Annotated in this window: 33 protein-coding genes and 3 tRNA genes; all 36 read left to right on the top strand. The window is 58.7% G+C overall.

Features of this window, described 5'->3' with window-relative positions:
- The first annotated feature begins 132 nt into the window (after window positions 1–132).
- Window positions 133–1,071, top strand: a complete 939-nt coding sequence (birA, locus tag HMPREF2924_RS00460) for a bifunctional biotin--[acetyl-CoA-carboxylase] ligase/biotin operon repressor BirA (RefSeq protein WP_003129267.1) — start codon at window positions 133–135, stop codon at window positions 1,069–1,071.
- Complete coding sequence (locus tag HMPREF2924_RS00455) at window positions 1,068–1,814, top strand: pantothenate kinase (RefSeq protein ID WP_003129269.1); 747 nt, start codon at window positions 1,068–1,070, stop codon at window positions 1,812–1,814. The genes birA and HMPREF2924_RS00455 overlap by 4 nt, the downstream gene beginning before the upstream one ends.
- 8 nt (window positions 1,815–1,822) lie before the next feature.
- Complete coding sequence (locus tag HMPREF2924_RS00450; protein ID WP_003112013.1) at window positions 1,823–2,527, top strand: SPOR domain-containing protein; 705 nt, start codon at window positions 1,823–1,825, stop codon at window positions 2,525–2,527.
- A gap of 147 nt (window positions 2,528–2,674) precedes the next feature.
- Window positions 2,675–2,759, top strand: a tRNA-Tyr gene (locus tag HMPREF2924_RS00445).
- 26 nt (window positions 2,760–2,785) lie between these two features.
- A tRNA-Gly gene (locus tag HMPREF2924_RS00440) sits at window positions 2,786–2,859 on the top strand.
- Between the two features lie 19 nt (window positions 2,860–2,878).
- Window positions 2,879–2,954: transfer RNA gene (locus HMPREF2924_RS00435), tRNA-Thr, on the top strand.
- An 84-nt stretch (window positions 2,955–3,038) separates the two neighbouring features.
- Window positions 3,039–4,232, top strand: a complete 1,194-nt coding sequence (gene tuf / locus HMPREF2924_RS00430; protein WP_003115146.1) for an elongation factor Tu — start codon at window positions 3,039–3,041, stop codon at window positions 4,230–4,232.
- Window positions 4,233–4,388: 156 nt separating this feature from the next.
- Entirely contained in the window at window positions 4,389–4,700 is a 312-nt protein-coding gene (rpsJ, locus tag HMPREF2924_RS00425; RefSeq protein ID WP_003103876.1) for a 30S ribosomal protein S10, read from the top strand.
- A gap of 82 nt (window positions 4,701–4,782) precedes the next feature.
- Complete coding sequence (gene rplC / locus HMPREF2924_RS00420; RefSeq protein ID WP_003103877.1) at window positions 4,783–5,418, top strand: 50S ribosomal protein L3; 636 nt, start codon at window positions 4,783–4,785, stop codon at window positions 5,416–5,418.
- A 13-nt stretch (window positions 5,419–5,431) separates the two neighbouring features.
- The gene (gene rplD / locus HMPREF2924_RS00415; RefSeq protein WP_003093737.1) at window positions 5,432–6,034 is read left to right on the top strand and encodes a 50S ribosomal protein L4; all 603 of its coding nucleotides are present in this window, start codon (window positions 5,432–5,434) and stop codon (window positions 6,032–6,034) included.
- Window positions 6,031–6,330 (top strand): 50S ribosomal protein L23, encoded by a 300-nt coding sequence (gene rplW / locus HMPREF2924_RS00410; RefSeq protein WP_003093736.1) that lies wholly within the window; start codon window positions 6,031–6,033, stop codon window positions 6,328–6,330. The genes rplD and rplW overlap by 4 nt, the downstream gene beginning before the upstream one ends.
- Window positions 6,331–6,341: 11 nt before the next feature.
- Entirely contained in the window at window positions 6,342–7,163 is an 822-nt protein-coding gene (gene rplB / locus HMPREF2924_RS00405) for a 50S ribosomal protein L2 (RefSeq protein WP_003103878.1), read from the top strand.
- A gap of 16 nt (window positions 7,164–7,179) precedes the next feature.
- On the top strand, window positions 7,180–7,455 hold the full coding sequence (gene rpsS, locus HMPREF2924_RS00400; protein ID WP_003093734.1) for a 30S ribosomal protein S19: 276 nt from the start codon (window positions 7,180–7,182) through the stop codon (window positions 7,453–7,455).
- A 12-nt stretch (window positions 7,456–7,467) separates the two neighbouring features.
- Window positions 7,468–7,800, top strand: a complete 333-nt coding sequence (gene rplV, locus HMPREF2924_RS00395; protein ID WP_003103908.1) for a 50S ribosomal protein L22 — start codon at window positions 7,468–7,470, stop codon at window positions 7,798–7,800.
- A 12-nt stretch (window positions 7,801–7,812) separates the two neighbouring features.
- Complete coding sequence (gene rpsC, locus HMPREF2924_RS00390) at window positions 7,813–8,499, top strand: 30S ribosomal protein S3 (protein ID WP_003093727.1); 687 nt, start codon at window positions 7,813–7,815, stop codon at window positions 8,497–8,499.
- An 11-nt stretch (window positions 8,500–8,510) separates the two neighbouring features.
- The gene (gene rplP, locus HMPREF2924_RS00385; RefSeq protein WP_003093723.1) at window positions 8,511–8,924 is read left to right on the top strand and encodes a 50S ribosomal protein L16; all 414 of its coding nucleotides are present in this window, start codon (window positions 8,511–8,513) and stop codon (window positions 8,922–8,924) included.
- Window positions 8,924–9,115: a 50S ribosomal protein L29 gene (rpmC, locus tag HMPREF2924_RS00380; protein ID WP_003093720.1), complete on the top strand. Its 192-nt coding sequence runs from the start codon at window positions 8,924–8,926 to the stop codon at window positions 9,113–9,115. Before rplP ends, rpmC begins: the two co-directional genes overlap by 1 nt.
- Before the next feature lie 2 nt (window positions 9,116–9,117).
- Window positions 9,118–9,384 (top strand): 30S ribosomal protein S17, encoded by a 267-nt coding sequence (rpsQ, locus tag HMPREF2924_RS00375; RefSeq protein WP_003093717.1) that lies wholly within the window; start codon window positions 9,118–9,120, stop codon window positions 9,382–9,384.
- Window positions 9,385–9,407: 23 nt separating this feature from the next.
- Complete coding sequence (gene rplN / locus HMPREF2924_RS00370) at window positions 9,408–9,776, top strand: 50S ribosomal protein L14 (RefSeq protein ID WP_003093714.1); 369 nt, start codon at window positions 9,408–9,410, stop codon at window positions 9,774–9,776.
- A 12-nt stretch (window positions 9,777–9,788) separates the two neighbouring features.
- Complete coding sequence (gene rplX, locus HMPREF2924_RS00365; protein WP_003093711.1) at window positions 9,789–10,103, top strand: 50S ribosomal protein L24; 315 nt, start codon at window positions 9,789–9,791, stop codon at window positions 10,101–10,103.
- A gap of 19 nt (window positions 10,104–10,122) precedes the next feature.
- Window positions 10,123–10,662: a 50S ribosomal protein L5 gene (gene rplE, locus HMPREF2924_RS00360; protein ID WP_003093703.1), complete on the top strand. Its 540-nt coding sequence runs from the start codon at window positions 10,123–10,125 to the stop codon at window positions 10,660–10,662.
- A gap of 13 nt (window positions 10,663–10,675) precedes the next feature.
- Window positions 10,676–10,981, top strand: a complete 306-nt coding sequence (gene rpsN / locus HMPREF2924_RS00355; protein WP_003093701.1) for a 30S ribosomal protein S14 — start codon at window positions 10,676–10,678, stop codon at window positions 10,979–10,981.
- A 189-nt stretch (window positions 10,982–11,170) separates the two neighbouring features.
- Window positions 11,171–11,563, top strand: a complete 393-nt coding sequence (rpsH, locus tag HMPREF2924_RS00350) for a 30S ribosomal protein S8 (RefSeq protein ID WP_003093700.1) — start codon at window positions 11,171–11,173, stop codon at window positions 11,561–11,563.
- 11 nt (window positions 11,564–11,574) lie between these two features.
- The gene (gene rplF / locus HMPREF2924_RS00345) at window positions 11,575–12,108 is read left to right on the top strand and encodes a 50S ribosomal protein L6 (protein ID WP_003093699.1); all 534 of its coding nucleotides are present in this window, start codon (window positions 11,575–11,577) and stop codon (window positions 12,106–12,108) included.
- 10 nt (window positions 12,109–12,118) lie between these two features.
- Window positions 12,119–12,469, top strand: a complete 351-nt coding sequence (gene rplR / locus HMPREF2924_RS00340) for a 50S ribosomal protein L18 (protein ID WP_003093698.1) — start codon at window positions 12,119–12,121, stop codon at window positions 12,467–12,469.
- A gap of 3 nt (window positions 12,470–12,472) precedes the next feature.
- On the top strand, window positions 12,473–12,973 hold the full coding sequence (rpsE, locus tag HMPREF2924_RS00335) for a 30S ribosomal protein S5 (RefSeq protein ID WP_003093697.1): 501 nt from the start codon (window positions 12,473–12,475) through the stop codon (window positions 12,971–12,973).
- Between the two features lie 2 nt (window positions 12,974–12,975).
- Entirely contained in the window at window positions 12,976–13,152 is a 177-nt protein-coding gene (gene rpmD, locus HMPREF2924_RS00330; protein ID WP_003093696.1) for a 50S ribosomal protein L30, read from the top strand.
- A 3-nt stretch (window positions 13,153–13,155) separates the two neighbouring features.
- On the top strand, window positions 13,156–13,590 hold the full coding sequence (gene rplO, locus HMPREF2924_RS00325; protein ID WP_003093695.1) for a 50S ribosomal protein L15: 435 nt from the start codon (window positions 13,156–13,158) through the stop codon (window positions 13,588–13,590).
- On the top strand, window positions 13,591–14,919 hold the full coding sequence (secY, locus tag HMPREF2924_RS00320) for a preprotein translocase subunit SecY (RefSeq protein WP_003093694.1): 1,329 nt from the start codon (window positions 13,591–13,593) through the stop codon (window positions 14,917–14,919).
- 28 nt (window positions 14,920–14,947) lie between these two features.
- Window positions 14,948–15,064: a 50S ribosomal protein L36 gene (rpmJ, locus tag HMPREF2924_RS00315; protein ID WP_003093693.1), complete on the top strand. Its 117-nt coding sequence runs from the start codon at window positions 14,948–14,950 to the stop codon at window positions 15,062–15,064.
- Window positions 15,065–15,194: 130 nt separating this feature from the next.
- Window positions 15,195–15,551, top strand: coding sequence for a 30S ribosomal protein S13 (gene rpsM / locus HMPREF2924_RS00310; RefSeq protein WP_003093692.1), 357 nt, complete (start codon window positions 15,195–15,197; stop codon window positions 15,549–15,551).
- A gap of 18 nt (window positions 15,552–15,569) precedes the next feature.
- A complete protein-coding gene (gene rpsK, locus HMPREF2924_RS00305) occupies window positions 15,570–15,959 on the top strand; it encodes a 30S ribosomal protein S11 (protein ID WP_003093689.1) in 390 nt (129 codons plus the stop codon).
- Between the two features lie 16 nt (window positions 15,960–15,975).
- On the top strand, window positions 15,976–16,596 hold the full coding sequence (gene rpsD, locus HMPREF2924_RS00300) for a 30S ribosomal protein S4 (RefSeq protein WP_003093678.1): 621 nt from the start codon (window positions 15,976–15,978) through the stop codon (window positions 16,594–16,596).
- A 22-nt stretch (window positions 16,597–16,618) separates the two neighbouring features.
- A complete protein-coding gene (gene rpoA, locus HMPREF2924_RS00295) occupies window positions 16,619–17,620 on the top strand; it encodes a DNA-directed RNA polymerase subunit alpha (protein ID WP_003093675.1) in 1,002 nt (333 codons plus the stop codon).
- Window positions 17,621–17,663: 43 nt separating this feature from the next.
- Window positions 17,664–18,053, top strand: coding sequence for a 50S ribosomal protein L17 (gene rplQ, locus HMPREF2924_RS00290; protein WP_003093672.1), 390 nt, complete (start codon window positions 17,664–17,666; stop codon window positions 18,051–18,053).
- Window positions 18,054–18,334: 281 nt separating this feature from the next.
- Window positions 18,335–18,405 (top strand): hypothetical protein (locus HMPREF2924_RS36860; RefSeq protein WP_371915077.1); only part of this gene is annotated, 71 nt, incomplete at its 3' end.

Raw genomic sequence — 18,405 nt, 5'->3', positions numbered from 1 at the left:
ACCAGGGGTTTTGCTTTTGCGCGCGGAAAAGTCTGCGAAAATCCGGGGAAAAGGCAGCTATACGGCAGGGCTTTTCGTAGGCAAAGCGCAAGTGCCTCTATATGATGCGTGCCTGGCTAGTGTGGGGCGTCTATGCAGACCTTGCTGAAACTACTTCAAGACGGGCGATTCCACTCCGGTGAGGAGTTGGGGGCGGTACTGGGCATCAGTCGCAGTGCAGTCTGGAAACGCTTGCAGCACCTGGAGGCTGAACATGGCCTGCAGTTCCACAAGGTGCGTGGCCGGGGTTACCGCCTGGCGAGTCCCCTCAGTCTCCTGGATCCGCGGAAGATCGACAGCCTCTGGCCTGTCGAGATCATGCCCACCGTCGATTCAACCAATAGCGAGGCCATGCGCAGGCTCGCGGCTGGAGCCTCGACGCCTTTCGTTATCGTCGCCGAGCAGCAGACTGCCGGGCGTGGACGTCGCGGCCGAGCCTGGGTCAGTCCCTATGGAGAGAACCTCTATTATTCTCTGGCCATTACTGTCAGGGGGGGCGCTCGGGAGCTCGAAGGGTTGAGCTTGGTTGTCGGTCTCGCGGTGCTCCGGGCCCTGGAGTCCTTGGACGTCCGGGACGCCGGGTTGAAGTGGCCGAACGACGTTCTGCAGGGAGGCAAGAAGATCGCCGGAATTCTCCTGGAGCTGAGTGGCGACCCCGCGGATCTGTGTCATGTCGTTATCGGCATAGGGATCAACGTCAACATGAAGACCGCCACTGATATCGGCCAGCCTTGGACCTCCCTGCGCGAAGCGCTGGGGGAACTGGTGGATCGTTCGCGGCTGCTTTCTGCTCTCAATCGGCAGTTGGCCGATTATCTCGATAGGCATTCGCGCGAAGGCTTTGCTGCAAGTCGCGAGGAGTGGGAGTCCTGCAATCTCTGGCAGGGTGCCCAGGTCATTCTCTCGACTGCCCTGAGTTCCATCGAGGGTCGTGTGCTGGGTGTCGATAGCCGAGGAGCGCTGCGTCTCGAGGTGGATGGCGTGGAGCAGGGGTTCAGTGGAGGGGAGCTTAGTTTGAGGTTGCGTCAATGATTCTTGAGCTCGACTGTGGAAACTCGCTGATCAAGTGGCGGGTCATCGAGGGGGCGGCACGGTCGGTCGCCGGTGGCCTTGCGGAGTCCGATGATGCCCTGGTCGAACAGTTAACGTCGCAGCAAGCGCTGCCAGTGCGAGCCTGTCGCCTGGTGAGCGTTCGCAGCGAGCAGGAAACCTCGCAACTGGTCGCACGGTTGGAGCAGCTGTTCCCGGTCTCGGCGCTGGTTGCATCATCCGGCAAGCAGTTGGCGGGTGTGCGCAACGGCTATCTCGATTACCAGCGCCTGGGGCTCGACCGCTGGCTGGCCCTCGTCGCGGCTCATCACCTGGCTAAGAAGGCCTGCCTGGTCATTGATCTGGGGACCGCGGTCACCTCTGACCTGGTCGCGGCGGATGGAGTGCATCTGGGGGGCTACATATGCCCGGGCATGACCCTGATGAGAAGCCAGTTGCGCACCCATACCCGACGTATCCGCTACGACGATGCAGAGGCCCGGCGGGCGCTTGCCAGTCTCCAGCCAGGGCAGGCCACGGCCGAGGCGGTTGAGCGGGGTTGTCTGCTCATGCTCAGGGGGTTCGTTCGTGAGCAGCACGCCATGGCGTGCGAGCTGCTCGGTCCGGATTGTGAAATATTCCTGACGGGTGGGGATGCCGAACTGGTTCGCGACGAACTGGCTGGCGCCCGGATCATGCCGGACCTGGTTTTCGTAGGGCTGGCACTGGCTTGCCCGATTGAGTGAGAGGATCTATGCGCTGGTTCTTCCTGTTTCTCCTGGCCCTGAACGTCTTCTACTACGTCTGGCACCAGCAGCAATCCCCGCTACGGGCCAAGGAAATCGCACCGCTGGAACTCTATAAGGATGGGCAGAAGAACATTCTGCTGTTGGCCGAGAGCAACCTTGCTTCCAGGGCGCGCTCGGGATCGCAGGTGCCGGCGCCGAGTGTGCCTCCGGCTGCCGAAGAGTCGATCGCATCGGAGTCGGCCTGTCTCTATCTTGGCGGAGGCGGTGAGGAGGCGGATGCCCGAAGGTTGCAGCAGCGCCTGCTGGGCCTGGATATCGAGGCGGAGGTCGAGGCTCGTGGGGAGATGAGCGTCGATTACTGGGTCTATCTTCCTCCGCTAGCCTCGCGGGAGGCTGCGCTTCGTCAGTTGAAGGAGCTTCAGGCGCGCAATATCGACAGCTACCTGATTGGCGAGGGAGTGCTGGCCAATGGCATTTCTTTGGGGATGTTTTCCGCGCGGGATTCGGCTGAAAGTGCGCAGGTGCGTCTCAAGACGGCAGGTTACGAGGCGGAGCTGAAGGAATTGCCCCGCGGGCAGCGTGATTTCTGGGTAAGGGTGGCCCCCGGCAGCCGGCGCCTGGTGGATGAGCAACTGCTCCAGGAGCTGGCTCGGGACTTCAAGGGATTGCAGCATCAAATAATGTCGTGCAAAGGTGTTGCATCCCCCTGATGGTTTGCATAGAATGGCGCCCGCTTCGCAGGGGGAAGGCTGAAAGACTCCTACCATGAAGTTGCTGTTGAAACCTAAGTTCAGGTTTTTTAAGAGAAAACTCTTGACAGCAAGGTGGCAGACGTAGAGAATGCCGCCCACCAGTTTGGAGGGATTCCCGAGTGGCCAAAGGGATCAGACTGTAAATCTGACGTCATAGACTTCGAAGGTTCGAATCCTTCTCCCTCCACCAGTTTAAAAGCGTGAGCTTCGGGCTCCGCGGGTATAGTTCAGTGGTAGAACCTCAGCCTTCCAAGCTGATGATGCGGGTTCGATTCCCGCTACCCGCTCCAGTCAAGTTGCTTGTGTTTCGCTCATGTAGCTCAGTTGGTAGAGCACACCCTTGGTAAGGGTGAGGTCAGCGGTTCAAATCCGCTCATGAGCTCCATTTATCCAAGGGCAGATATGAAAATATCTGCCCTTGTTCTAATGGTAGCGTGATCCGCTCAATTCCTTGAAGGGGATGGTCTCCATGGCTAAAGAAAAATTTGAACGGAACAAGCCGCACGTCAACGTCGGCACCATCGGTCACGTTGACCATGGCAAGACCACTCTGACCGCTGCACTGACCAAGGTCTGCTCCGACACCTGGGGTGGTTCCGCTCGTGCTTTCGATCAGATCGACAACGCGCCGGAAGAAAAGGCCCGCGGTATCACCATCAACACCTCGCACGTTGAATACGATTCCGCTGTTCGTCACTACGCTCACGTTGACTGCCCCGGTCACGCCGACTACGTGAAGAACATGATCACCGGTGCTGCCCAGATGGACGGCGCGATCCTGGTTTGCTCGGCTGCCGACGGCCCCATGCCGCAGACCCGCGAGCACATCCTGCTGTCCCGCCAGGTAGGCGTTCCCTACATCGTCGTGTTCCTGAACAAGGCCGACATGGTCGACGACGCCGAGCTGCTGGAACTGGTCGAGATGGAAGTTCGCGATCTGCTGAACACCTACGACTTCCCGGGCGACGACACTCCGATCATCATCGGTTCCGCGCTGATGGCGCTGGAAGGCAAGGATGACAACGGCATCGGCGTAAGCGCCGTGCAGAAGCTGGTAGAGACCCTGGACTCCTACATTCCGGAGCCGGTTCGTGCCATCGACCAGCCGTTCCTGATGCCGATCGAAGACGTGTTCTCGATCTCCGGCCGCGGTACCGTGGTAACCGGTCGTGTAGAGCGCGGCATCATCAAGGTCCAGGAAGAAGTGGAAATCGTCGGCATCAAGGCGACCACCAAGACCACCTGCACCGGCGTTGAAATGTTCCGCAAGCTGCTCGACGAAGGTCGTGCTGGTGAGAACGTTGGTATCCTGCTGCGTGGCACCAAGCGTGAAGACGTAGAGCGTGGCCAGGTACTGGCCAAGCCGGGCACCATCAAGCCGCACACCAAGTTCGAGTGCGAAGTGTACGTGCTGTCCAAGGAAGAAGGTGGTCGTCACACTCCGTTCTTCAAGGGCTACCGTCCGCAGTTCTACTTCCGTACCACCGACGTGACCGGTAACTGCGAACTGCCGGAAGGCGTAGAGATGGTAATGCCGGGCGACAACATCAAGATGGTTGTCACCCTGATCGCTCCGATCGCCATGGAAGATGGCCTGCGCTTCGCGATCCGCGAAGGCGGCCGTACCGTTGGCGCCGGCGTGGTTGCCAAGATCATCGAGTAATCGCTGATCCTGCCATCAGAAAAGGGGCCCTTCGGGGCCCCTTTTTTCGTTCGTTGGTTAAATATTGACACCCTGTGGGGGCATCCGTACAATTGCGCCTCCTTTTAACGGGCGTAGTCCGTCCGTTGGGAATGGTAAATTGGAGTCTGAGGTCAAATGCAAAACCAACAAATCCGGATTCGGTTGAAGGCTTTTGACCATCGCCTGATCGATCAATCAACCCAGGAAATCGTGGAAACCGCGAAACGTACTGGTGCTCAGGTGCGTGGTCCAATCCCTCTGCCGACCCGCAAGGAACGTTTCACCGTGCTGATCTCTCCGCACGTCAACAAAGATGCGCGTGATCAGTACGAAATTCGTACACATAAGCGTGTACTGGACATCGTCCAGCCGACGGATAAAACCGTCGATGCGCTGATGAAGCTCGATCTTGCTGCAGGCGTTGAAGTACAGATCAGCCTCGGCTAATGCCTTCGGCATTGGTCGTGTAACGCTCTGAAATGGGCGGCCATAGCGGGTGAAAGCCCCGTACACTCAAGAGGTTTACAACATGACAATTGGTGTTGTCGGTCGTAAATGCGGCATGACCCGCATTTTCACCGAGGAAGGTGTCTCTATTCCGGTTACGGTCATCGAGGTCGAGCCGAATCGCGTCACCCAGTTCAAGACTGAAGAAACCGATGGCTACCGTGCAGTGCAAGTCACCGCCGGCGAGCGTCGTGCTTCTCGCGTTACCAAAGCGCAAGCTGGTCACTTTGCCAAGGCGAATGTCGCCGCCGGTCGCGGCGTGTGGGAATTCCGTCTGGGCGAAGAGCAGTATGCCGCTGGTGACCAGATCACTGTCGATCTGTTCCAGGCAGGCCAGATGGTAGACGTTACCGGCGAGTCCAAGGGTAAGGGCTTCGCGGGCACCATCAAGCGCTGGAACTTCCGTGGTCAGGATAACACCCACGGTAACTCCGTTTCCCACCGCGTCCCGGGTTCCATCGGCCAGTGCCAGACTCCTGGTCGAGTGTTCAAGGGCAAGAAAATGTCCGGTCATCTGGGTGCGGAGCGGGTAACCGTTCAATCCCTGGAGATCGTGCGCGTCGATGCTGAACGCAATCTGCTGCTGGTCAAGGGTGCCGTTCCCGGCGCTACCGGCGGTGATGTGATCGTGCGTCCGGCAGCCAAGGCTCGCGGTTAAGGGGGAAGCTGAGATGCAATTGAATGTGAACGGCGCTCAGGCTATCGAAGTCTCCGAGCGTACCTTTGGTGGCGAATTCAACGAGACCCTGGTGCACCAGGCAGTCGTGGCCTACATGGCTGGCGGCCGTCAGGGCAGCAAGGCGCAGAAGACTCGCTCCGAAGTCTCTGGTGGTGGCAAGAAGCCGTGGCGTCAGAAGGGCACCGGTCGTGCTCGCGCTGGCACCATCCGTAGCCCCATCTGGCGTGGGGGCGGCACCACTTTCGCCGCTAAACCGCGTAGCCACGAACAGAAGCTGAACAAGAAGATGTACCGCGCAGCACTGCGCTCCATCCTTGCCGAGCTCGTTCGTCTGGACCGTCTGGTCGTCGTTGCCGACTTCGCTGTCGATGCACCGAAAACCAAGGGCCTGGTTGCCAAGCTGGACACCCTGGGTCTGAAAGACGTGCTGATCGTGACCGATGGTGTCGACGAGAACCTGTACCTCGCTGCGCGCAACCTGGCGCACGTCGATGTACGTGATGTCCAAGGTTCCGACCCCGTCAGCCTGATCGCCTACGACAAGGTGCTGGTCACCGTGTCCGCCGTGAAGAAGTTCGAGGAGCTGCTGGGATGAACCAGGAACGCGTATTCAAAGTGCTGCTTGGTCCGCACATCTCCGAGAAAGCCACGGGTCTCGCGGACGGCAAGAGCCAATTCGTTTTCAAGGTTGCCACCGATGCAACCAAGCTGGAAATCAAGAAGGCCGTAGAAAGCCTGTTCAGCGTGAAGGTACAGCGCGTCACTACCCTGAACGTCAAGGGTAAGACCAAGCGCACCGCTCGCGGTCTGGGCAAGCGTAACGACTGGAAAAAAGCGTACATCGCTCTCCAGCCGGGCCAAGATCTCGATTTCGCCACCAGCGCTGAGTAAAGGGGTGCATCATGGCAATCGTTAAGTGCAAACCGACTTCCGCTGGTCGTCGCTTTGTCGTCAAGGTGGTGAATCAGGAGCTGCACAAAGGCGCTCCCTACGCACCGCTGCTGGAAAAGAAATCCAAGTCTGGCGGCCGTAACAACAACGGTCGTATCACCACCCGTCATATCGGTGGTGGTCACAAGCAGCACTACCGTCTGGTCGACTTCCGTCGCAACAAGGATGGCATCCCTGCCATCGTTGAACGCGTCGAATACGATCCGAACCGCACTGCACACATCGCTCTGCTGAAGTATGCAGACGGCGAGCGTCGCTACATCATCGCCCCCAAGGGCGTTGCTGCAGGTGACCAGCTGATCTCCGGTATCGGTGCGCCGATCAAGGCAGGCAACAGCATGCCTCTGCGCAACATCCCGGTGGGTAGCACTGTTCATGGTATCGAGCTGAAGCCGGGTAAAGGCGCTCAGATCGCTCGCTCCGCTGGCGCTTCCGCCCAGCTGGTCGCGCGTGAAGGTGCGTACGTAACCCTGCGTCTGCGCTCCGGTGAAATGCGTAAAGTCCTGGCTGAGTGCCGTGCGACCCTGGGCGAAGTCTCGAACTCCGAGCACAGCCTGCGTTCGCTGGGTAAAGCCGGTGCTACGCGCTGGCGTGGTGTTCGCCCGACCGTTCGCGGCGTGGCGATGAACCCGGTCGACCACCCGCATGGTGGTGGTGAAGGCCGTACCTCTGCTGGTCGTCATCCGGTATCGCCGTGGGGTCTTCAGACCAAGGGTAAGAAGACTCGCTCGAACAAGCGTACCGATAACATGATCGTCCGCCGCCGCAAGTAAATAGAGGGATACCACAGTGCCACGTTCACTGAAAAAAGGTCCGTTTATCGATCTTCACCTGTTGAAGAAGGTCGAAGTCGCGGTGGAAAAGAACGACCGCAAGCCGATCAAGACCTGGTCGCGTCGTTCGATGATTCTGCCGCATATGGTTGGTCTGACCATCGCCGTGCACAACGGCCGTCAACACGTACCGGTTCTCGTCAACGAGGACATGGTCGGCCACAAACTGGGCGAGTTCGCCGCTACCCGCACCTACCGCGGGCATGCTGCGGACAAGAAAGCCAAGCGTTAAGGGGTAAGGAAGATGGAAGTAGCCGCTAAGCTGTCGGGCGCTCGTATCTCCGCCCAGAAAGCCCGCTTGGTCGCCGACCAGATCCGCGGGAAGAAGGTGGGCGAAGCGCTCAACCTCCTGGCTTTCAGCAGTAAGAAAGCCGCCGAGATCATGAAGAAAGTGCTGGAGTCGGCCGTTGCCAACGCTGAGCACAACGAAGGCGCCGATGTGGATGACCTGAAGGTCTCCACCGTCTTCGTCAACGAAGGTCGTTCGCTCAAGCGCATCATGCCGCGTGCCAAAGGCCGTGCTGATCGCATCGTGAAGCGGTCTTGCCATATCACGGTCAAGGTTGCGGACAAGTAACGGAGTCGACAGATGGGTCAGAAAGTACATCCCAATGGCATTCGCCTGGGTATCGTCAAGGAGCACACCTCCGTTTGGTACGCAGACCGCAAGAACTATGCGGATTACCTGTTTGCCGACCTGAAGGTGCGTGAGTACCTCCAAGACAAACTAAAAAGCGCGTCCGTAAGCCGTATCGATATTCATCGTCCGGCTCAAACCGCACGCATCACCATCCACACCGCTCGTCCCGGCATCGTGATCGGCAAGAAAGGTGAAGATGTTGAGAAACTGCGCCAGGACCTGACCAAGCAAATGGGTGTGCCCGTGCACATCAACATCGAGGAAATCCGCAAGCCGGAACTCGATGCCATGCTGGTTGCGCAGAGCGTAGCCCAGCAGCTGGAGCGTCGCGTAATGTTCCGTCGCGCCATGAAGCGCGCCGTACAGAACGCCATGCGCATTGGTGCCAAGGGCATCAAGATTCAGGTCAGCGGTCGTCTGGGTGGGGCTGAAATCGCCCGTACCGAATGGTATCGCGAAGGTCGTGTGCCCCTGCACACCCTGCGCGCCGATATCGACTATGCCACCTACGAAGCGCACACCACTTACGGTGTGATCGGTGTCAAGGTTTGGATCTTCAAGGGCGAGGTCATCGGTGGCCGCCAGGAAGAGCTGAAGCCGGTAGCACCCGCTCCTCGTAAAAAAGCTGCTAGGTAAGGAGTACGCAAATGCTGCAACCCAAGCGTACGAAGTTCCGCAAACAAATGACCGGCCACAACCGTGGTCTGGCTCATCGTGGTAGTAAGGTCAGCTTCGGTGAGTACGCACTGAAGGCCACTAGCCGTGGCCGCCTTACTGCTCGTCAGATCGAGTCCGCGCGTCGTGCGCTGACCCGTCACGTGAAGCGTGGCGGCAAGATCTGGATCCGCGTATTCCCTGACAAGCCTGTCACCAAGAAGCCCCTCGAAGTTCGTATGGGTAAAGGTAAGGGTGGGGTCGAGTACTGGGTAGCCCAGATCCAGCCGGGCAAGGTCCTGTACGAGATCGAGGGTGTTTCCGAAGAGCTGGCGCGTGAGGCTTTCGCCCTGGCTGCTGCAAAGCTGCCCCTCGCCACCTCCTTTGTTAAGCGGACGGTGATGTGATGAAAGCGAATGAACTTCGTGAAAAATCCGTTGAGCAGCTGAACGAGCAACTGCTCGGCCTGCTGCGCGACCAGTTCAATCTGCGCATGCAGAAAGCAACTGGCCAGTTGGGGCAGTCTCACCTGCTCTCGCAGGTTAAGCGCGACATCGCTCGCGTTAAAACTGTGCTCAATCAGCAAGCAGGTAAGTGATCATGGCTGAAGCTCAGAAAACCGTCCGTACGCTGACCGGCCGCGTCGTCAGCGACAAAATGGACAAGACCGTCACCGTACTGATCGAGCGTCGCGTCAAGCACCCGATCTACGGCAAATACGTCAAGCGTTCGACCAAACTGCACGCACACGACGAATCCAATCAGTGCCGCATTGGTGACCTGGTCACCATTCGCGAAACCCGTCCGCTGGCCAAGACCAAGGCCTGGACCCTGGTTGATATCGTTGAACGCGCGGTGGAAGTCTAAGGACTAGGGGTCGGAGAAATTATATGATTCAGACTCAATCCATGCTCGATGTCGCTGACAACAGCGGCGCGCGTCGTGTGATGTGCATCAAGGTGCTCGGCGGTTCCCACCGCCGTTACGCCGGCATCGGCGACATCATCAAGGTCACCGTCAAGGAAGCGATTCCGCGCGGCAAAGTGAAGAAGGGCCAGGTCATGACTGCCGTGGTCGTTCGCACCAAGCACGGCGTACGTCGTACCGACGGTTCCATCATCCGCTTCGACGGCAACGCCGCCGTCCTGCTGAACAACAAGCAGGAGCCGATCGGCACCCGTATCTTTGGGCCAGTGACTCGTGAACTCCGTACCGAGAAGTTCATGAAGATCGTCTCGCTCGCCCCCGAAGTGCTGTAAGGAGTAGCCGTCATGCAAAAGATTCGTCGTGACGACGAAGTAATCGTCATTGCCGGCAAGGACAAGGGCAAGCGTGGCAAGGTGCTGAAGGTTCTCGCTGACGACCGTCTGGTCGTCGGCGGGGTGAACCTGATCAAGCGCCACACCAAGCCCAATCCGATGCTCGGCCAACAGGGCGGTATCGTCGAGAAGGAGGCGCCTCTGCACGTCTCCAACGTCGCCATCTTCAATACTGAAACCAGCAAGGCTGATCGCGTTGGCTTCAAGGTAGAAGACGGTAAGAAAATTCGTGTCTTCAAGTCGACCCAGAAACCGGTTCAGGCTTGAGGCTGCTAGGTAGATCACCATGGCACGATTGAAAGAAATTTATCGGAAGGAAATCGCGCCCAAGCTGAAAGAAGAGCTTCAGCTGGCGAACGTGATGGAAGTTCCGCGCGTTACCAAAATCACCCTGAACATGGGTCTTGGCGAGGCGGTCGGTGACAAGAAGATCATCGAGAACGCCGTAGCCGATCTGGAAAAGATCACTGGTCAGAAGCCGGTCGTGACTTACGCTCGTAAGTCCATCGCAGGCTTCAAGATCCGTGAAGGCTGGCCGATCGGCGTCAAGGTCACCCTGCGTAGCGACCGGATGTACGAGTTCCTGGATCGTCTGCTGTCCATCTCCCTGCCGCGCGTGCGTGACTTCCGCGGCCTGAATGCCAAGTCCTTCGATGGTCGCGGCAACTACAGCATGGGCGTGAAAGAGCAGATCATCTTCCCGGAAATCGATTACGACAAGATCGATGCGCTGCGTGGCCTGGACATCACCCTGACCACCACCGCTCGTACGGATGACGAAGGTCGCGCCCTGCTGCGTGCTTTCAAATTCCCGTTCCGTAACTGATTGGAGTAGGAACATGGCTAAAGAGAGCATGAAGAACCGCGAGCTGAAGCGTCAGCTGACGGTAGCCAAGTACGCCAAGAAGCGTGCCGAGCTGAAAGCGATCATCGCTAATCCGAACTCCTCTGCGGAAGAGCGTTGGAATGCCCAGGTCGCCCTGCAGAAGCAACCGCGTGACGCCAGCGCCAGCCGCCTGCGTAACCGTTGCCGCCTGACCGGTCGTCCGCACGGCTTCTACCGCAAGTTCGGCCTGAGCCGTAACAAGCTGCGCGAAGCCGCCATGCGCGGCGACGTACCGGGTCTGGTGAAAGCCAGCTGGTAATCGCAGCGAACGGTGTCGCCAGTCGGCACCGTTGATCGCGACATCGAATCAAGCCCCTCATGGGGCTTGATTCGTTTTGGCGCGATCTCTAGAATACCCGGCTCCCCTGAGCCTGGGTTTGTTTCGCCTGGCGTTTATGGGCGAATTGAAGTTGAAGGCTTATTCTTTTGTATCAGGAGCGTTAAGCCCATGAGTATGCAGGACCCGTTAGCAGACATGCTAACTCGCATCCGTAATGCCCAGATGGCTGAAAAGACCGTCGTAAGCATGCCGTCCTCGAAACTGAAAGCGGCGGTAGCCAAAGTCCTGAAGGACGAAGGCTATATTGCGGATTTCCAGATCAGCTCGGAAGTAAAACCCCAGCTGTCCATCGAACTGAAGTACTTCGAAGGCAAGCCTGTCATCGAAGAGGTCAAGCGCATCAGCCGTCCTGGCCTGCGTCAGTACAAATCCGTTGAGCAACTGCCGAAAGTTCGTGGCGGCCTCGGTGTGTCGATCGTCTCCACCAACAAAGGTGTGATGACCGATCGTGCTGCCCGTGCTGCTGGTGTTGGCGGCGAAGTGCTCTGCACTGTGTTCTAAGGGGAATCAGCATGTCTCGCGTTGCTAAGAACCCCGTCAAGCTGCCTGCCGGCGTTGAAATCAAACTGGCTGGTCAGCAACTGTCCATCAAGGGCGCCAAAGGTGCTCTGGAGCTCAAGGTCCATCCTTCGGTCGAAGTGATCCAGGACAGCGGTGAGCTGCGTTTTGCTGCGCGTAACGGCGACCAGCAGACTCGCGCCATGGCTGGTACCACCCGTGCTCTGGTGAACAACATGGTAGTCGGCGTCAGCCAGGGCTTCGAGCGCAAGCTCCAGCTGGTCGGCGTTGGTTACAAAGCGCAGGCCAAGGGCCAAGTGCTGTCCCTGTCCCTCGGCTTCTCCCATCCGGTTGATTACGAACTGCCGGCCGGCATCGTCGCTGAGACCCCCAGCCAGACCGATATCCTGATCAAGGGTATCGACAAGCAGCTGGTCGGTCAGGTTGCTGCCGAAATTCGCGACTTCCGTCCGCCGGAGCCTTACAAAGGCAAGGGCGTGCGTTACGCCGACGAAGTCGTCCGTCGTAAAGAAGCCAAGAAGAAGTAGGGCATAGCAAATGAGCGTCAAGAAAGAAACCCGTCTGCGTCGCGCTCGCAAGGCACGCCTGAAGATGCGCGAGCTGGAAACCGTACGCCTCTGCGTGTACCGCTCTTCCCAGCACATTTACGCCCAGGTCATTGCGGCCGACGGCGGCAAGGTCCTGGCCAGCGCCTCGACCCTGGACAAAGACCTGCGCGAAGGTGCCACCGGCAACATCGATGCAGCCAAGAAAGTTGGTCAACTGGTCGCCGAGCGCGCCAAAGCGGCCGGCGTCACCCAGGTGGCGTTCGATCGTTCTGGCTTCAAGTACCACGGCCGTGTGAAAGCGCTGGCTGATGCCGCTCGTGAAGGCGGACTGGAGTTCTAAGTTATGGCAAACAACGAGCAAAAGCGCGACGAAGGCTACATCGAGAAGCTGGTTCAGGTTAACCGCGTCGCCAAAACCGTAAAAGGTGGCCGTATCTTCGCTTTCACCGCACTGACCGTGGTGGGTGATGGCAAGGGTCGCGTTGGTTTCGGTCGTGGCAAGGCGCGTGAAGTGCCGGCCGCCATCCAGAAAGCAATGGAAGCCGCTCGCCGCAACATGATCCAAGTCGATCTGAACGGCACCACCCTGCAGTATCCGACCAAGTCCGCCCATGGCGCCTCCAAGGTGTACATGCAGCCGGCTTCGGAAGGTACCGGCATCATCGCCGGCGGCGCCATGCGTGCCGTTCTGGAAGTGGCTGGTGTGCAGAACGTCCTGGCCAAGTGCTATGGCTCCACCAATCCGGTGAACGTGGTTTACGCCACCTTCAAGGGCCTGAAGAACATGCAGGCTCCGGAAGCAGTAGCGGCCAAGCGTGGCAAGAGCGTCGAGGAGATTCTCTAACCATGGCAACTGTCAAAGTCACTCTGGTCAAGAGCCTGAACGGCCGTCTGGCCAACCACAAGGCTTGCGTCAAGGGTCTCGGCCTGCGTCGCATCAATCATACCGTCGAAGTTCAGGACACTCCTGAGAACCGCGGCATGATCAACAAGGCCTACTACCTGCTGCGTGTGGAGGGTTAATCCATGCAACTGAACGATCTGCGTTCCGCGCCGGGTGCCCGTCGCGAAAAGCACCGTCCGGGCCGTGGCATCGGTAGCGGTCTGGGCAAGACCGGTGGCCGTGGTCACAAAGGTCTGACCTCCCGCTCCGGTGGCAAGGTCGCTCCGGGCTTCGAGGGTGGTCAACAGCCTCTGCACCGTCGCCTGCCGAAGTTCGGCTTCGTTTCCCTGAAGGCCATGGATCGTGCTGAAGTGCGCACCTCCGAACTGGCCAAGGTCGAAGGCGACGTCGTCAGCCTGCAGACCCTGAAGGATGCCAACCTGATCAACCAGCACGTACAGCGCGTCAAAGTCATGCTGTCCGGCGAAGTTGGTCGTGCGGTCACCCTGAAAGGTATCGCCGCCACCAAGGGTGCGCGTGCGGCTATCGAAGCAGCTGGCGGTAAATTCGAGGACTAAATGGCTAAGCAAGGTGCTCTCTCTGCGCTAAGCAACGGCGGTCTGTCCGAGCTCTGGGCACGTCTGCGTTTCCTGTTCCTGGCGATCATCGTCTATCGGATCGGCGCGCACATCCCAGTTCCGGGCATCAACCCCGATCGCTTGGCGGCACTGTTCCGGCAGAACGAGGGGACCATTCTTAGCCTCTTCAACATGTTTTCCGGCGGCGCGCTGGAGCGCATGAGTATCTTTGCACTGGGGATCATGCCGTACATCTCGGCATCGATCATCATGCAGCTCATGACCGCTATCAGCCCGCAGCTGGAGCAGTTGAAGAAAGAGGGTGAGTCTGGGCGTCGCAAGATCAGCCAGTACACCCGCTACGGTACTGTAGTCCTGGCACTGGTCCAGGCCATCGGCATGTCCGTTGGCCTGGGCAGCCAGGGCGTAGCCTTCTCCAACGACTTCGGCTTCTACTTCGTGGCTGTCACCACCTTCGTGGCTGGTGCCATGTTCATGATGTGGCTGGGCGAGCAGATCACCGAGCGCGGTGTCGGCAACGGCATCTCGATGTTGATCTTCGCTGGTATCGTTGCAGGCCTGCCGCGCGCCATCGGTCAGTCTTTCGAGTCTGCCCGTCAAGGTGACATCAACATCTTCGCCCTGATCGGCGTCGGCCTGCTGGCCGTGGCGATCATCGCGTTCGTGGTGTTCATCGAGCGTGGCCAGCGTCGCATCGCGGTGCATTACGCCAAGCGCCAGCAAGGCCGCAAGGTGTTTGCAGCGCAGACCAGCCATCTGCCGTTGAAGGTGAACATGGCGGGTGTGATTCCCGCGATTTTCGCCAGCAGTATCCTGCTGTTCCCGGCGTCCCTGGGCTCCTGGTTCGGTCAGTCGGAAGGCTTGGGTTGGTTGCAGGACGTCGCGCAAGCGATCGCTCCGGGGCAGCCGCTGAACATCTTGCTGTTCACTGCAGGGATCGTTTTCTTCTGCTTCTTCTATACAGCGCTGATGTTCAACCCGAAGGACGTGGCGGAGAACCTCAAGAAGTCCGGTGCATTTATTCCGGGCATCCGTCCGGGCGAACAGTCCGCTCGCTACATCGATGGCGTGCTGACCCGTTTGACCATGTTCGGTGCTCTGTACATGACGGCTGTCTGCCTGCTGCCCCAGTTCCTGGTGGTTGCGGCGCACGTGCCGTTCTATCTTGGCGGGACCTCGCTGTTGATCGTGGTCGTGGTTGTCATGGACTTTATGGCCCAGGTGCAATCTCACCTCGTTTCTCACCAGTATGAATCCCTGATGAAGAAAGCCAACCTGAAGGGCTACGGCAGCGGCATGCTGCGCTGATAGACCCGTAAGGTTCGAGGAGTTGGTGATGAAAGTTCGTGCATCGGTCAAGAAGCTGTGCCGTAACTGCAAAATCATCCGTCGCGATGGCATCGTGCGGGTGATCTGCAGCGCGGAACCGCGTCACAAGCAGCGCCAAGGCTGATTGTGATCCACGCGTGATAACCCGGCAGCTAGTGTGCTGCCGGGTTGATTATTTGCTATTACAGCGCTAATATCCGCGCCCTTTCTTGGCTTCCTGGGCGCAGGGTAGCTGTCAATTGGAGTTTTTCTGAATGGCCCGTATTGCAGGCGTCAACATTCCGGATAACAAGCACACTGTTATCTCGCTGACCTACATCTATGGTGTTGGTCGCACTACTGCTCAGAGCATCTGCGCAGCCACCGGCGTAAACCCGGCTGCCAAGATCAAGGACCTGAGCGACGAGCAGATCGATCAGCTGCGTAACGAAGTCGCGAAGATCACCACCGAAGGTGACCTGCGTCGCGAAATCAACATGAACATCAAGCGTCTGATGGACCTCGGTTGCTACCGCGGTCTGCGTCATCGTCGCGGTCTGCCGGTTCGCGGTCAGCGTACCAAGACCAACGCGCGTACCCGCAAGGGCCCGCGTAAGCCGATCCGCAAGTAATCGCGTAGGAATCTAGTCATGGCAAAACCTGCTGCTCGTCCCCGTAAGAAAGTCAAAAAGACAGTGGTCGATGGGATCGCCCATATCCACGCGTCTTTCAACAACACCATCGTGACCATCACCGACCGTCAGGGCAACGCACTGTCCTGGGCGACCTCCGGTGGTTCCGGTTTCCGCGGCTCGCGTAAGAGCACCCCGTTCGCTGCCCAGGTAGCGGCCGAGCGTGCCGGCCAGGCTGCCCTGGAATACGGTCTGAAGAACCTGGACGTCAACGTCAAGGGCCCGGGCCCGGGCCGCGAGTCCGCCGTTCGCGCTCTGAATGCTTGCGGCTACAAGATCGCCAGCATCACCGACGTAACCCCGATCCCGCATAACGGCTGCCGTCCGCCGAAAAAGCGTCGCGTGTAATAGGAGACAGTGAGAAATGGCTCGTTACATTGGTCCCAAGTGCAAACTGTCTCGCCGTGAAGGCACCGACCTGTTCCTGAAGAGCGGCGCCCGCGCCCTCGACTCGAAGTGCAAGGCTGAAAACGTTCCTGGCCAGCATGGCCAGCGTCGTGGCCGTCTGTCCGACTACGGTCTGCAGCTGCGTGAAAAGCAGAAAGTACGTCGCATCTACGGCGTGCTGGAGCGTCAGTTCCGCGGTTACTACCAGGAAGCTTCCCGTCGCAAGGGTTCTACCGGTGAGAACCTGCTGCAACTGCTCGAGTGCCGCCTGGACAACGTCGTATACCGCATGGGCTTCGGTTCCACTCGTTCGGAATCCCGCCAGCTGGTATCCCACAAGGCCATCACCGTCAACGGTCAGACCGTCAACATCCCTTCCTACCAAGTGAAGGCCGGTGACGTCGTAGCTGTTCGCGAAAAATCGAAGAACCAGCTGCGTATCGCTCAGGCTCTGGAACTCTGTGGCCAGCGCGGTCGCGTCGAGTGGGTCGAAGTCGACCTCGACAAGAAGGCTGGTACCTTCAAGAGTGCTCCGGCTCGCAGCGACCTGTCCGCTGATATCAACGAAAACCTGATTGTCGAGCTCTACTCCAAGTAAGGGCTAGAAAATAGGTGCATCCATGCAGAGTTCGGTAAATGAGTTCCTGACCCCCCGCCACATCGATGTGCAGGTGGTCAGTCAAACCCGCGCCAAGATCACGCTCGAGCCTCTCGAGCGTGGTTTTGGTCACACCCTGGGCAACGCGCTGCGTCGCATCCTGTTGTCCTCCATGCCTGGCTGCGCAGTGGTCGAGGCCGAGATCGACGGCGTACTCCACGAGTACTCGGCGATCGAAGGTGTGCAGGAAGATGTAATCGAGATCCTGCTGAACCTGAAAGGTCTGGCCATCAAGCTGCACGGTCGTGATGAAGTGACGCTGACCCTGGCTAAGAAGGGCTCGGGTGTTGTGACTGCTGCCGATATTCAGCTGGATCACGATGTTGAGATCATCAACGGTGACCACGTTATCGCCAACCTGGCAGACAACGGCGCGCTGAACATGAAGCTGAAGGTAGCTCGTGGCCGTGGCTACGAGCCTGCCGACGCACGTCAGAGCGATGAAGACGAAAGCCGCAGCATCGGCCGTCTGCAGCTCGACGCATCGTTCAGCCCGGTCCGTCGTGTCTCCTACGTGGTGGAAAACGCCCGTGTCGAGCAGCGCACCAACCTGGACAAACTGGTCCTGGACCTGGAAACCAACGGCACCCTGGATCCCGAAGAGGCTATCCGTCGCGCCGCTACCATCCTGCAACAGCAGCTGGCAGCGTTCGTGGACCTCAAGGGCGACAGCGAACCCGTCGTTGAAGAGCAGGAAGACGAGATCGATCCGATCCTCCTGCGCCCGGTCGATGACCTGGAGCTGACCGTACGTTCGGCCAACTGCCTGAAGGCGGAAAACATCTACTACATCGGTGACCTGATCCAGCGCACCGAAGTGGAGCTGTTGAAAACGCCGAACCTGGGCAAGAAGTCCCTGACCGAAATAAAGGACGTTCTGGCTTCCCGTGGTCTGTCCCTCGGTATGCGCCTCGATAACTGGCCGCCGGCAAGTCTTAAGAAAGACGACAAGGCCACTGCCTGATCGTCGTAACTACCGAACGTAAAGTTTGGAAAGGAATTGAACCATGCGCCATCGTAAAAGTGGTCGTCACCTGAGCCGCACCAGCGCGCACCGCAAGGCTATGTTCCAGAACATGGCGGTGTCGCTGTTCGAACACGAACTGATCAAAACCACCCTGCCCAAGGCCAAGGAACTGCGTCGCGTTGCCGAGCCGCTGATCACCCTGGCCAAGGAAGACAGCGTCGCCAACCGTCGCCTGGCTTTCGACCGTACCCGTTCGAAAGCTGCCGTTGGCAAGCTGTTCAACGACCTGGGCAAGCGCTACGCCAACCGTCCGGGCGGCTACCTGCGCATCCTGAAGTGCGGTTTCCGCGCTGGCGACAACGCCCCCATGGCGTACGTCGAGCTGGTTGATCGTCCTGTCGGCGGTGAAGTCGTAGAAGCTGCCGAATAAGGCATCTGCTGCACAAGAAACCGGGCCTAGGCCCGGTTTTTTTATTACCTGCCTTAAAGTTTTTATCTATCGGATCGCTGTCTTTAATAAATTGGATTGCGGGAGGGCTGTCATTCATCCTTAACCTGCTTTTACGAAAAGCTACGTTCGGATAAGCGAGATCAATGCAAAGGGCGCTTGGTTCAGCCGACAGGTTGTCCTCCGCCAATCCCTGGTCCACGCTGATGATTTCCGTGTAGCCGCTTCGCTTCATAGCACGTTAGCCGTTGAGGAGAGAGTAAATGGAAGAGAAGACCCGCCTGACCACTGCCGCTGGCGCACCGGTGGTCGATAACCAGAACGTGCAGACCGC

The organism is Pseudomonas sp. HMSC063H08 (assembly GCF_001813645.1).
Taxonomy (GTDB): Bacteria; Pseudomonadota; Gammaproteobacteria; order Pseudomonadales; family Pseudomonadaceae; genus Pseudomonas; species Pseudomonas aeruginosa.
This window is presented reverse-complemented; position numbering and strand designations above follow the sequence as displayed.

Bases quoted from the DNA above. Each gene is read 5' to 3' on its own strand.
- birA (WP_003129267.1), top strand. From the start codon at position 133: ATGCAGACCTTGCTGAAACTACTTCAAGACGGGCGATTCCACTCCGGT.
- HMPREF2924_RS00455 (WP_003129269.1), top strand. From the start codon at position 1,068: ATGATTCTTGAGCTCGACTGTGGAAACTCGCTGATCAAGTGGCGGGTC.
- HMPREF2924_RS00450 (WP_003112013.1), top strand. From the start codon at position 1,823: ATGCGCTGGTTCTTCCTGTTTCTCCTGGCCCTGAACGTCTTCTACTAC.
- tuf (WP_003115146.1), top strand. From the start codon at position 3,039: ATGGCTAAAGAAAAATTTGAACGGAACAAGCCGCACGTCAACGTCGGC.
- rpsJ (WP_003103876.1), top strand. From the start codon at position 4,389: ATGCAAAACCAACAAATCCGGATTCGGTTGAAGGCTTTTGACCATCGC.
- rplC (WP_003103877.1), top strand. From the start codon at position 4,783: ATGACAATTGGTGTTGTCGGTCGTAAATGCGGCATGACCCGCATTTTC.
- rplD (WP_003093737.1), top strand. From the start codon at position 5,432: ATGCAATTGAATGTGAACGGCGCTCAGGCTATCGAAGTCTCCGAGCGT.
- rplW (WP_003093736.1), top strand. From the start codon at position 6,031: ATGAACCAGGAACGCGTATTCAAAGTGCTGCTTGGTCCGCACATCTCC.
- rplB (WP_003103878.1), top strand. From the start codon at position 6,342: ATGGCAATCGTTAAGTGCAAACCGACTTCCGCTGGTCGTCGCTTTGTC.
- rplV (WP_003103908.1), top strand. From the start codon at position 7,468: ATGGAAGTAGCCGCTAAGCTGTCGGGCGCTCGTATCTCCGCCCAGAAA.
- rpsC (WP_003093727.1), top strand. From the start codon at position 7,813: ATGGGTCAGAAAGTACATCCCAATGGCATTCGCCTGGGTATCGTCAAG.
- rplP (WP_003093723.1), top strand. From the start codon at position 8,511: ATGCTGCAACCCAAGCGTACGAAGTTCCGCAAACAAATGACCGGCCAC.
- rpmC (WP_003093720.1), top strand. From the start codon at position 8,924: ATGAAAGCGAATGAACTTCGTGAAAAATCCGTTGAGCAGCTGAACGAG.
- rpsQ (WP_003093717.1), top strand. From the start codon at position 9,118: ATGGCTGAAGCTCAGAAAACCGTCCGTACGCTGACCGGCCGCGTCGTC.
- rplN (WP_003093714.1), top strand. From the start codon at position 9,408: ATGATTCAGACTCAATCCATGCTCGATGTCGCTGACAACAGCGGCGCG.
- rplX (WP_003093711.1), top strand. From the start codon at position 9,789: ATGCAAAAGATTCGTCGTGACGACGAAGTAATCGTCATTGCCGGCAAG.
- rplE (WP_003093703.1), top strand. From the start codon at position 10,123: ATGGCACGATTGAAAGAAATTTATCGGAAGGAAATCGCGCCCAAGCTG.
- rpsN (WP_003093701.1), top strand. From the start codon at position 10,676: ATGGCTAAAGAGAGCATGAAGAACCGCGAGCTGAAGCGTCAGCTGACG.
- rpsH (WP_003093700.1), top strand. From the start codon at position 11,171: ATGAGTATGCAGGACCCGTTAGCAGACATGCTAACTCGCATCCGTAAT.
- rplF (WP_003093699.1), top strand. From the start codon at position 11,575: ATGTCTCGCGTTGCTAAGAACCCCGTCAAGCTGCCTGCCGGCGTTGAA.
- rplR (WP_003093698.1), top strand. From the start codon at position 12,119: ATGAGCGTCAAGAAAGAAACCCGTCTGCGTCGCGCTCGCAAGGCACGC.
- rpsE (WP_003093697.1), top strand. From the start codon at position 12,473: ATGGCAAACAACGAGCAAAAGCGCGACGAAGGCTACATCGAGAAGCTG.
- rpmD (WP_003093696.1), top strand. From the start codon at position 12,976: ATGGCAACTGTCAAAGTCACTCTGGTCAAGAGCCTGAACGGCCGTCTG.
- rplO (WP_003093695.1), top strand. From the start codon at position 13,156: ATGCAACTGAACGATCTGCGTTCCGCGCCGGGTGCCCGTCGCGAAAAG.
- secY (WP_003093694.1), top strand. From the start codon at position 13,591: ATGGCTAAGCAAGGTGCTCTCTCTGCGCTAAGCAACGGCGGTCTGTCC.
- rpmJ (WP_003093693.1), top strand. From the start codon at position 14,948: ATGAAAGTTCGTGCATCGGTCAAGAAGCTGTGCCGTAACTGCAAAATC.
- rpsM (WP_003093692.1), top strand. From the start codon at position 15,195: ATGGCCCGTATTGCAGGCGTCAACATTCCGGATAACAAGCACACTGTT.
- rpsK (WP_003093689.1), top strand. From the start codon at position 15,570: ATGGCAAAACCTGCTGCTCGTCCCCGTAAGAAAGTCAAAAAGACAGTG.
- rpsD (WP_003093678.1), top strand. From the start codon at position 15,976: ATGGCTCGTTACATTGGTCCCAAGTGCAAACTGTCTCGCCGTGAAGGC.
- rpoA (WP_003093675.1), top strand. From the start codon at position 16,619: ATGCAGAGTTCGGTAAATGAGTTCCTGACCCCCCGCCACATCGATGTG.
- rplQ (WP_003093672.1), top strand. From the start codon at position 17,664: ATGCGCCATCGTAAAAGTGGTCGTCACCTGAGCCGCACCAGCGCGCAC.